This is a genomic window from Paenibacillus sp. 32O-W, from assembly GCF_007679495.1.
In the GTDB taxonomy this organism is placed as follows: Bacteria; Bacillota; Bacilli; order Paenibacillales; family NBRC-103111; genus Paenibacillus_L; species Paenibacillus_L residui.
The window spans coordinates 1-10288 of the sequence record NZ_VEGP01000105.1 but is presented as its reverse complement, the minus strand read 5'-3'; the positions used below and the strand labels follow the sequence as shown (position 1 = coordinate 10288).

Sequence of the window (10288 nt, the reverse complement as noted above, 5' to 3'; positions counted from 1 at the left end):
ATTGGGTTACTTTTCCTGTATGCACCTTTAACCTTTATTCCCATGAATTTTTCGACAAGAACTTTTCACTGTCCAGTCCTTTTATATTCGGTTTGTATTTGCTCGAAGGAAGTTCAAATGACAGGGGAGGGTTACTGGTGCTCGAAGTAAATCGGGTTAGCAAGATATATGAAAATCGCAGAGGTGTCCATGAAATAGATTTTACGATGAACCGGGGAGAAATCGTCGGATTCCTGGGGCCTAACGGAGCAGGCAAAACGACCACGATGAGGATGATCACCGGTTACTTGAATCCGACTTCAGGAAGCATCCGAATCGACGGGCAATCCATGGCGGACCATCCCAGGAAGGTTAGACGTAAAATCGGATATTTGCCGGAGACACCCCCCCTTTACCCGGAAATGTCCGTGGCTGCTTACTTGAAATTTGTAGCCGATCTGCGGGAAATCCCCCGTCAGGAGCAGAAGGCCCGGATCGGCGAGGTGGTAGACAAACTGGGACTGCAGGGCAGAGAGAAGCAAATCATTCGCAGCCTGTCCAAGGGCTACAAGCAGCGTGTCGGATTGGCGCAAGCCATTTTGCATAAGCCGGACCTGCTTATTTTGGATGAACCGACTTCGGGTCTGGATCCCAATCAAATTATTGAGATTCGCGAATTAATCCGTGAATTGGGGGAGAACCATACGGTGCTGCTGAGCACCCACATTCTGCCGGAAGTGAATGCGATCTGCAACCGGGTGCTGATTATCAATCAAGGCAAGGTCGTGCTTGATGATCGGCCCGACCAGATCGCTCACTCGATGGGACAAGCCTTCCAAGTAAAGCTGGAGATAAGAGGGCCGCTTGATCGCGTTAGAGAAGAATTGGAACGGATGGAAGAAGTGGAAACGGTGCAAGTCATCAACGATAAGGCTGCCGGGGAAGAACAGGAGGCCGCGGTTCAACTCCTGGTTTCCTCCAGAGATCGCGAGGATATTCGGGAAGGGCTCTTCTTCCGGATGGCCGCTCTGGGCTATCCCATTGTAGAGATGCGCAGAGAAAGCTTGAGTCTGGAAGATATTTTCGTCAAGCTTACGACCGAGGAAGACGGTTCGGGCGAGAATGCCGGCGATCAGATCGGCCGGACAGAGGATGCGCCGGAATCGGAGTCGGAGGTGAATGACAATGAGAAAAATTAGTGCCATTTGCCGTAAGGAGCTGCAAATGTATTTTTATTCACCTACCGCTTATGTAGCGTTTGCGTTTTATTTTCTGGTCAGCGGTCTGATGTTCAGTCTGGATTTCCTTAGTTTCCCGATTGTGGACGTAAGGCCTTTGTTAGGCAGCCTTCTCATTGTCTACTTGTTCACTGTTCCGCTCTTGACCATGAGACTGGTTTCCGATGAGCTGCGGCAGGGAACGGATGAGCTTCTCCTTACTTCTCCGGCCTCCGTATGGGAAATTGTACTGGGCAAATATGCGGCCGCTTTGACCGTGCAGCTGGTTCTAGTGGTCGGTGCGCTGATCTATCCTCTTATTCTGTCTGCCTTTGGAGACCTGGATCAGCCGGTACTATGGCTAACCTATTTAAGCCTGTTCCTGTTGGGGGCAGCCATGATGGCTGTCGGACTGTTCGCTTCCACCTTGTCCTCTCATCAAATGGTGGCGGGGATTATCGGGTTCGCGATGCTCCTCGGTCTATGGATGATCGATTGGATCGGAGAAAGCTTGTTCTATTCCTCCAAGGAATGGTTCGGCCTATTCTCCATCGTCGGCCGGCTGTCCAATTTTAATAAAGGGGTTTTGGACTGGGCGGATGTGCTGTTTTACGTGACCTTGGCTGCCGTATTCATAGTATTGAGCGTACAAGCGTTGGAAAGAAAGCGCTGGAGATAAGGGGGAAGAACCGTGAAAAACAACTGGATTAAAGGGACCAATGCGACTGTTCTGTCTCTGGCCGTAGTCGGCCTGTTCATCTTGCTCACGATCTTCCTTCACTCGATTAATGGATTGCAATGGGATTTGACGGAAAATAAAAAGTTTACGTTATCGGATCAGACGGTCACGACGCTTAAAGGGCTGGATAAACCGGTTCATGCGGTAGCTTTTACTTCCCAGGACCCTTATATGGACCGGCAGGTGGAGGATCTGCTGCAGGAATATCAGAAGAGAAGCAGCCAATTTACTTATGAAATCATTGATCCCGTGAAGCAGCCGGCGATCGCACAGCAATACAAGATTAACCAATATGGTACAATTGTATTCGAAAGCGGCGGCCAGACGAAGAATGTATACAGTCATGAGCTGTTCGGCTACGGATCGACGCAAGGCTCTTACGCGTTCAGCGGGGAGGAGAAATTCACCCAGGCTCTGGTCAGTCTGTCTTCCGATGAGAAAAGGAAGCTTTACTTCTTGACGGGGCACGGAGAAATGACGAGCAAGCAGCTTCCATCGTTTGTTTCCAGCCTGCAAGGGGAAGGCTACGAGATTCAAGATTTGAATCTGGTGCAGGAGGCGCAAGTTCCTGAAGATGCGGATTCCATCTTTGTTCTCTCGCCGCAATCCGATCTGTCCGAGGCGGAGAAAAATTTGCTTAAGCCTTATGCGGAAGGAGAAGGTCGGCTCCTGATCACTTTGGACCTTGCGCAAAACATGGAGCAATGGGCCAACTGGAACGATCTTCTGGGGACCTATGGGGTCACCAACGAGCATGCTTTGATCATAGAATCAAAACAGACTCTAATAAGTGATCCGTTCACAATTGTCCCTCAATACCAGTATCATACGATTGTCGATAAGCTGAAAAATGAAAACCGGATTGCCGTCTTCCCGGGCGCCATAGGGTTAAGCATCGATGCTTCTAACGAAAAGTGGAGCTCGACGGCTCTGCTGAAAACATCGGATAAAGCTTATGGCAAAACAGATTTGGGGCTATTCGCGTCAGGCCAGATTCGGATGGAAGACCTGAACAAAACGGATGCTGACTTGAACGGCCCCATCGATTTGGCTTATGCTATCGAAAATAGTGAAGGCCAGCCGCGGGCGGTTATTATTGGAAACGGGGTCTTCTTGTCCGATTCATTGCTGAACCAGCAGGGGAACCGGGACTTCATCCTGAACAGCGTCGGTTGGCTGAACGAGCAGGAGAGCTCCGTTACGATCCGGCCCCGTGAAGAAGCACAGCTTCAGCAGGCATTCATTACGGCTTCTCAGGCCAACACGATTTTCATAGGGACGGTAGTTGTTATTCCGCTTCTGTTCCTGGTAAGCGGCGGATTGATCTGGTGGAGGAGGAGACGGGGATGAAGAAGTTTATTCCGACGCTGGTGCTGGTTATCCTATGTATATCCGGGTTCTGGTATGCGTCCTCTCAAAACTGGTTTAAAGAGCCGGAGGGCAATAAAACGAAAGAACTGGTTTCCATAGCGGCAGATGACGTGAAAGAGATCAAGATCAGTTCTCCGGAAGGCGAGACGGTCCGGCTTGTTAAAAGTGATGGCGGCTGGACCATGAGTGAGCCGATGGGATATCCGGTTAACCGGTTTACGGTGGAAAATTGGCTTTCTACATTTACAGTGCTCCCCTATAACGAAATGGTTGAAGAGAATGCGGAGGATCTAAAGCCGTTTGGCTTTGAATCCCCCGCTCGTCAATTCGAAGTATCGCTCAAGGACGGATCGGTTATCACTGTTGTGGTAGGCAGCGAGCTTCCGGTAGGAGATGGATATTACGCCAAATTGGGAGACTCTAACGCCGTCTATTCGCTGGCCGGAACTTCGGTGCAGGGCTTGGATAAGCAAACGCTGGACTTTTTGGATAAGAAGGTTTTTAAAGCCGAGTACAATAAAATCAATCATCTTTCGTTCACTTGGAAAGGGGAAAGCTGGCAGTTGGATAAGCTGGAGCCGGACAAGACCGCCTATGAATCGAAATGGAGCCTGAATGGGCAGGAATTAGAGGCTAATGCCGGAAGTGCGGTGTTGGACAAACTCACTTTGATTGCTACGTCTCAATTACCCTTGCAGGCAGGCAGTCTCCAACTGGAAACACCTGAGCTGAGGGTGGAGCTTAAGGAAGGAAAGGGCGAGGAAGAGAAGACAATCGGCTTCGTCGGCCAGGTAAAGGATGATCAATTCCTGGTTGTCAGAGAAGGCGATGAATGGGCTTATTCTATTAATGAGGCGGATTTGAAAGCGTTAATGGATAATGTCGAGCAAGCCCGGGCTTCAGCGGCGGAAGCAGCCAGCGGGGAAAGCACGGATGAAACTCCGGCGGAGCCGGCAGAAGGGAACAAGGAATGAAGTGATGATGAATCCGGGTGATTTACCCGGTTTTTTTCTTTTTAATCATGCAGACGAGAAATTAAGGGGCGGACAAGTTTGCGCTATCAATGGAATTTCTTGTTTTAAACGATCAAGGGGGAGTCAAGGGCAAGGTTTACGTTTGACTATTTTCAAAATGACTTGATTGGGTTAGTTGCCGCCTTCTAAATAGGACTGAAAAAGAAAAAATAGTACTATTTTTGGGAAAAAGCATGTCAGAAGGAGTCATCGGGTTGAGAACGTTTGTTCCGGATAGTATAATGTTCTAAGAACGATTTGACACTCCCCGGACGCTGGAATAGACTGAGGAAGAGTAGATTAGGACAGCGGATTTTAACGTTGCCGCGGAGGGATAAGTGTGGAATTGGACATTCGTAAATGGAAGCACGTGTTTAAGCTGGATCCCGACCGGAGCCTCTCCGATGGACAATTGGAGAAGATATGTCTATCCGGGACAGACGCCGTTATTGTAGGCGGCTCTTCGGGGGTTACCTTTGATAATACCGTTGAACTTCTCGGAAGAGTGCGAAGGTTTGAGCTTCCCTGCGCTTTGGAAATATCTTCGATGGATGCGATTGTACCCGGCTTCGACCTGTATTTGATTCCGGTAGTTCTGAATACACCGGACGGACAATGGATAACCGGGCATCATCAACAAGCGATCCGGGAATACGGGGCGATGATGAATTGGGATGCGGTCATTCCGGAAGGTTATATCATTATGAATGGGCAATCGACAGCAGCCTTGGTAACCGGGGCCGATTCGAATCTGGATAACAAGGATCTCGCGGCTTACGCCCGAATGGCTGATAAACTGTTCCGGTTTCCGATTGTTTATGTAGAATATAGCGGTACGTTCGGTAATATGGATTGGGTCGCCCAAGTACGGGAAGTGCTGGAGGATGCCCGGTTGTTCTATGGCGGCGGGATTGATGGGCCCGACAAGGCCCGGCAGGCGTCAGGTTGTGCGGATACCATCGTAGTTGGAAATTTGATTTATGAGAATCTGGAGCAGGCGCTGGCTACCGTGGAGGCTATCCGTTACGATCGTCCGGAGGATGCCCGGGAGTAGCGGCAGATGTTCCAGACTTTCACTTTCTAGAACAATCCAAGCAGAAAGGTTAATTAATATGATTAATTCTGTTCATGATATTTTTCAGGCAATCGACAAGTTAAATCCGGAGCAGAAGCAGGCTGTTCAGAGTGTGGACGGTCCGCTTCTGATTATGGCCGGGGCAGGTAGCGGGAAGACCCGGGTGTTAACCCATCGTATCGCTTATTTGATTGCCACCGGCAAAGCGGCTCCCTGGAGCATACTGGCTATTACCTTTACGAATAAAGCCGCTCGGGAAATGCAGGAAAGAGTGGAGAAGCTGGCCGGCTCTGCCGCCCGCGACATCTGGGTATCGACCTTTCACTCCATGTGCGTCCGAATACTTCGCAGAGACATCTCACGCATCGGATATACCTCGAATTTCTCCATTCTGGATTCGGCCGATCAACTGTCGGTTATCCGTTCCTGTGTTAAAGAGTTGAACATAGATCCGAAAAAGTTCGACCCCAAGGCCATTCAGGCAGCAATCAGCAGCGCCAAGAACGAGTTAATATCCCCTGAGCGATTTGAAAGCCAAATCGGAGACTATTTCCAAGGCATTGTCGCGAAGGTTTATACGATGTATCAGAAGAAACTGAAGAGCAATAACTCTCTTGATTTTGACGATTTGATCATGAAGACCATCGAGCTGTTCGAGGAAGTTCCGGAAGTGCTGGAGTTTTACCAGAATAAATTTCTTTACATTCATGTGGATGAATACCAGGATACGAACCGTGCGCAATATTTGCTCTGTCGGATGATTGCGGATAAGCATCACCGGATCTGTGTGGTAGGAGACAGCGACCAATCGATCTATCGGTGGAGAGGGGCGGATATTTCTAATATTTTGAATTTCGAGAAGGATTACCCGGAGACGAAAACGATCTTATTGGAGCAGAATTACCGGTCTACCGCCAATATTCTGAATGCGGCCAATGCAGTAATAGCGAATAATGCCGGGAGGAAGGACAAGCAGTTATGGACCGATAAGGGAGATGGTCCCAAGATCAAGTTCTACCAGGCCGACTCGGAACATGCCGAAGGGTATTATGTCGCTTCGGAGATTAATAAAGGCAGGAATGCGGGCAGAAGCTATTCCGATTATGCGATCCTATACCGTACCAATGCGCAGTCCCGTGTAATCGAGGAAATTTTGATTAAATCGGATATTCCTTATCAAATTATCGGCGGCATCAAGTTCTATGACCGGAAAGAAATTAAAGACTTGCTCGCTTATCTGCGTTTGATTTCAAATCCGGATGACGACATTAGTTTCAGCCGTATCGTCAATGTTCCGAAGCGGGGGATCGGGGATACGACCCTGGATCGATTAGCCGAACAGGCGGCGGCACGCGGAGTGTCCCTCTTTGCGCTGCTGGAGGATGTAGATTCGCTGGAGATCAGCTCCCGTGCCAAAGGGGCGCTTCGGGAATTTAGAGAGATGATTGCGAACCTGCATTACATGGTTGAGTATCTATCCGTTACCGAACTGACGGAGGAGATGCTGAACCGAACCGGCTATCGTATGGAGCTGGAGCGGGAAGCAACCATTGAAGCCAAGACCAGACTAGAGAACATTGACGAGTTTTTATCCGTAACCCTGGAGTTTGAAAATCGAAATGAAGATAAATCTCTTGTCTCGTTCCTGACGGATCTGGCTTTGATTGCGGATATCGACACCATGGATAAAGAAGATGACGGGACTTCCGGCAGCGCAGTCGTATTAATGACCATGCACAGCGCGAAAGGATTGGAATTTCCGTTTGTTTTCATTATAGGTATGGAAGAGGGAGTGTTCCCCCATAGCCGGGCGCTGATGGACAATACGGAGCTAGAGGAAGAGCGTCGTCTCGCTTATGTCGGAATTACTCGGGCTGAGGAGCAGCTGTATCTATCTTGTGCCCGGATGCGGGTTTTATTCGGACGCACAAGCAGTAACCCTCCATCCCGGTTCTTGCGGGAAATTCCGGAAGAGCTTCTGGAAAATGACTCCCCTTCGGAGGACCGCTATGGGCGGATACAAGGGGGATCCTTCGCCGGGTTGAACCGTTCGCCCGGTGGAATGGCCGGCGCGGCCAAACCTTACAACCGTACTAAACCGGCGGCTCCTGCCGTTAATAACGTAGCGGATTTTCATAATGGCGACAAGGTTCAGCACGGCAAGTGGGGAACGGGCGTTATTGTGGCGGTTAAAGGCAGCGGAGATGATATGGAGCTGCAGATCGCTTTCCCTGCACCGGTCGGTGTGAAGAGATTGCTTGCCAAATTCGCCCCGATTACTAAAGTATAAAATCATGAGAGCTTGTCGGCGGGGATCCGTTGTGTACATTGATTTTCAAATTTGGAAGCGGGATGACCATTTGGAAAGGATGAATTGCCTGTGGAAGAACAATTCAAAGAAATGAGAGCGTTAATTGAGGAAATCAATCGGCACAATTATCTGTATTATACAATGGACTCTCCGGAATTATCCGATCCGGATTATGACAAGCTGTATGACCGTCTGGTCCAGCTGGAGAAGGAGACCGGGACGGTATTTCCCGATTCCCCTACTCAAAGGGTTGGCGGAGAGCTGCTGAAGGGGTTCGAGCCTCACAAGCACCGGGCACGTCTATGGAGTCTGGACAAAGCTCAAAATGAAGAAGGGCTGATGGCTTGGTATCAGCGTATTCAGAAGCTGATCCAGCAATATAATCAAGCCAACCCGGATCATCCGCTGCCTCCGTTATCGTTTGTGGTGGAGTTGAAATTCGACGGACTAACCTTAAATTTGACTTATGATAGAGGCACTTTGGTACAGGCGGCCACCAGAGGAAACGGAACGGTCGGCGAAGGGATACTGGCGCAGGTTCGGACTATTCGGTCCGTACCGCTAACGATTCCTTATAAGGATGGAGTTATTGAAGTTCAAGGAGAAGGACTGATGTTCCTATCGGTTCTTGAGGAATATAACAAGACGGCGGAGGAACCGCTTAAGAATGCGCGGAATGCCGCAGCCGGCGCCCTTAGAAACCTTAATCCGGCGGTAACGGCCTCCCGCAAGCTGGATGCCTTTTTCTACAACGTCGGTTTTTCGGATGCCAAAGCCTTCGCTACCCATGAACAGATGCTTGAATTTTTGCGCGAGAACCGTTTTAAAGTAAATCCGCATACCCGGTTGGTTCACTCGATAGAGGAGGTCAAGGAGGAGCTTGCCGTAATTACGGAGAAACGCCATGAACTGGATTATTTGCTGGATGGCGCCGTGATTAAGATCAATGATCTTCGGACCCGTGAAGTATTGGGCTATACGGAGAAGTTCCCCCGCTGGGCGATTGCATTTAAGTTTGAGGCGGAGGAAGCTACAACCATTCTCCGGACAGTTTCCTGGGAAGTAGGAAGGACCGGGAAGCTGACTCCGGTGGCAACGGTGGATCCGGTTGAATTGGCCGGGGTAACCGTGCAAAGATGCACCTTGAACAATATCGGGGATATTGAACGCAAGGATTTAAAAAATGCTTTGGGCAGCCTTGTCTATATTAGAAGATCTAATGACGTCATCCCGGAAATATTAGGACGGGCTACGGATGCCGAGGACGGAGAAGAAATCCTTTATCCGGAAACATGTCCCGCTTGCGGTTCGGAGCTTGTTCAGAGGGGCGCCCATATCTTTTGCCCTAACCGGCTGAAATGTCCTCCTCAGTTGGTTGGTCGTATCACTCATTTTGCTTCCAGGGATGCCATGGATATCGAAACCTTCAGTGTCGCTACGGCTGAACAGCTTTATCAGGAGCTGGGAGTCAGGGATCCGGCCGATTTGTTTAGTCTTACTTTCGACCAGTTAGTTGGTTTGGAGCGGTTCGGCGAGAAGAAAGCCGGTAATTTGCTGGCAGCGATTGAGAAAAGCAAGGACTGCGATCTGGGTTCTTTCCTGTTCGCGCTGGGAATCCCCAATACGGGGAAGACGACCGCGAAGGAACTGGCCGATCATTACAGGAGTCTGGACAAGGTAATGAGCGCTTCCGCAGAAGAGCTGATGCAGATTCCCGATATTGGGGAGATCGTAGCGGAGAGCATTGTAGGCTTTTTTGCCGATCCGTTGATGCGTTCCAGTGTTGAAAGAATGCTGGCGGCAGGTGTGCGTCCGCATATTGAGGAACAGGCTGCAGCGATTAACGAGAATAATCCGTTCTACGGTAAAACGGTCGTGATTACGGGGACGATGGAATCTTTCGGAAGAGATGAGGCGACGAAGAAGCTGGAGGCGTTGGGCGCAAAGGTTACTGGCAGTGTGTCCAAGAAAACCGACATGGTCATTGCGGGTGCAAATGCCGGAAGTAAACTGGCGAAAGCCCGCGATTTAGGTATCCAGGTGATCGACGATGAGCAGCAGTTTTTGCAGATGTTAGGAGAAAGCGGCCAATAAGCCGGACATGGCTAAAAGCGTAAAAAAAGATGCTCCAATTCCGGATTTTTGGGAGTTGGGGTGTCTTTGTAGTTGGCAATTTTATAGAAAGGAATACAATAAATGTTTCAAAAGGCGTACAAGGTTTTATAAAAAAGTATAGGGCAAGATATTCCTATTGATTTCTGAGTGGGACCATGATATATTAGTTTTCGCCCATTCGGAGCGGGACTGTCCATATGGAAGTCCGGGATGGCTGGAAAGACGAATAGAATGTTGTCCATGCTTTCTCTGCTCTATCCAACAAATGGGAAATAAAAAACAGTTGACTTTAGGCTGGAGTGCTGGTAAGATATTATCTTGTCACCACAAATGAAACAGCAGGTTGACGAAAGCTCTTTGAAAACTGAACAAATGATTTCAATAACGAAACAAGCCAGTGCGTATACGGTTTTCGGACCGTATCCACGTCAATGAATGAACGAATTAATGAGCTAATCGCTCTTCACT

Annotated in this window: 7 protein-coding genes; all 7 read left to right on the top strand. The window is 49.3% G+C overall.

Annotated elements, in window-relative coordinates; all coding sequences use genetic code 11:
- Positions 1–137: 137 nt before the first annotated feature.
- The 7 genes from FS806_RS24150 to ligA all read left to right on the top strand — a co-directional run bounded on the left by FS806_RS24150 (position 138) and on the right by ligA (position 9799).
- Entirely contained in the window at positions 138–1178 is a 1041-nt protein-coding gene (locus tag FS806_RS24150; RefSeq protein ID WP_144941766.1) for an ABC transporter ATP-binding protein, read from the top strand.
- Complete coding sequence (locus FS806_RS24145; protein WP_186328524.1) at positions 1165–1875, top strand: ABC transporter permease; 711 nt, start codon at positions 1165–1167, stop codon at positions 1873–1875. Before FS806_RS24150 ends, FS806_RS24145 begins: the two co-directional genes overlap by 14 nt.
- A 12-nt stretch (positions 1876–1887) precedes the next feature.
- Positions 1888–3285, top strand: a complete 1398-nt coding sequence (locus FS806_RS24140) for a GldG family protein (protein WP_144941764.1) — start codon at positions 1888–1890, stop codon at positions 3283–3285.
- Positions 3282–4280, top strand: a complete 999-nt coding sequence (locus tag FS806_RS24135; protein ID WP_144941761.1) for a DUF4340 domain-containing protein — start codon at positions 3282–3284, stop codon at positions 4278–4280. Before FS806_RS24140 ends, FS806_RS24135 begins: the two co-directional genes overlap by 4 nt.
- A 379-nt stretch (positions 4281–4659) precedes the next feature.
- Positions 4660–5373: a heptaprenylglyceryl phosphate synthase gene (gene pcrB / locus FS806_RS24130; RefSeq protein WP_144941759.1), complete on the top strand. Its 714-nt coding sequence runs from the start codon at positions 4660–4662 to the stop codon at positions 5371–5373.
- A 58-nt stretch (positions 5374–5431) separates the two neighbouring features.
- Positions 5432–7684 (top strand): DNA helicase PcrA, encoded by a 2253-nt coding sequence (pcrA, locus tag FS806_RS24125; RefSeq protein WP_186328523.1) that lies wholly within the window; start codon positions 5432–5434, stop codon positions 7682–7684.
- Between the two features lie 111 nt (positions 7685–7795).
- On the top strand, positions 7796–9799 hold the full coding sequence (gene ligA, locus FS806_RS24120) for an NAD-dependent DNA ligase LigA (protein ID WP_144941768.1): 2004 nt from the start codon (positions 7796–7798) through the stop codon (positions 9797–9799).
- Positions 9800–10288 lie beyond the last annotated feature (489 nt).

Excerpts from the sequence above, each read along its gene's own strand:
- FS806_RS24135 (WP_144941761.1), top strand. The coding sequence starts at position 3,282 with ATGAAGAAGTTTATTCCGACGCTGGTGCTGGTTATCCTATGTATATCC.
- pcrA (WP_186328523.1), top strand. The coding sequence starts at position 5,432 with ATGATTAATTCTGTTCATGATATTTTTCAGGCAATCGACAAGTTAAAT.
- ligA (WP_144941768.1), top strand. The coding sequence starts at position 7,796 with ATGAGAGCGTTAATTGAGGAAATCAATCGGCACAATTATCTGTATTAT.
- FS806_RS24145 (WP_186328524.1), top strand. The coding sequence starts at position 1,165 with ATGAGAAAAATTAGTGCCATTTGCCGTAAGGAGCTGCAAATGTATTTT.